This window comes from Bradyrhizobium pachyrhizi, from assembly GCF_001189245.1.
Taxonomy (GTDB): domain Bacteria; phylum Pseudomonadota; class Alphaproteobacteria; order Rhizobiales; family Xanthobacteraceae; genus Bradyrhizobium; species Bradyrhizobium pachyrhizi.
This window is the reverse complement of the sequence record NZ_LFIQ01000089.1, coordinates 26,828-27,551: the sequence shown is the minus strand read 5'-3', so window position 1 is coordinate 27,551 and position 724 is coordinate 26,828. Positions and strand designations below refer to the sequence as shown.

1 protein-coding gene is annotated in these 724 nt (G+C 63.5%); it reads left to right on the top strand.

Annotated features, from left to right (window positions below):
• Position 1: 1 nt before the first annotated feature.
• Positions 2-724: NAD(P)/FAD-dependent oxidoreductase (locus AKL29_RS45250; RefSeq protein WP_244482249.1), on the top strand; the 723-nt coding region annotated here is incomplete at its 3' end.

The following is a 724-nucleotide window of genomic DNA, read 5'->3' as shown; positions in this document are numbered from 1 at the left end:
CCTGTCGGGATCCGAGCGGGCGGACGTGGTCGTGGTTGGTTCCGGCATTGCCGGGCTCTCGGTGGCCTATGAGCTTGTGAGCCGCGGGCGTTCCGTGATCGTGCTGGATCGCGGCAGCATCGGCAGCGGCATGACGGCGCGCACGACCGCGCATCTCGCCACGGCGCTGGACGACTATTACAAGGAGCTGGTGAGCGTGCGCGGCGAGGAATGTGCGCGGCTCTACTGTCAGAGCGTGATGGCCGCAATCAGTCGCGCCGAAGCAATCCAGGATCTCGAAAATATCGACTGTGATTTTTGCAGGATCGACGGCTTCTGGGTGCCGGCGCCGGAGACCCCGAGTTCTCTGCTGGACGAGGAACTCGAGTGCTGCCAGCGGCTCGGCATTCCCGTCGAGAACCGCGACACGGCGACGCCCTTCCACTCCGAGGGCATAGTGCGATCGTTACGATTCCCCGGCCAGGCGCGCTTTCATCCGACGAAATATCTCGCCGGGCTCGCAAATGCGCTGCAGCGCGCCGGCGCAAAACTTTACGCCGACAGCTGTGTCGAGAGCATTGAGCATAAGCTGGATGAGGTCGCGGTGAAAGTTTCGTCAGGGCACGAGGTCCGGGCCACCGACGTGGTGGTCGCGACGAACTCTCCGGTCAATCTTGAAGTCGCGGTTCACACCAAGCAGGCGCCCTATCGCACTTATGTCATCGCGGCGAAGCTGCCGGGCGGT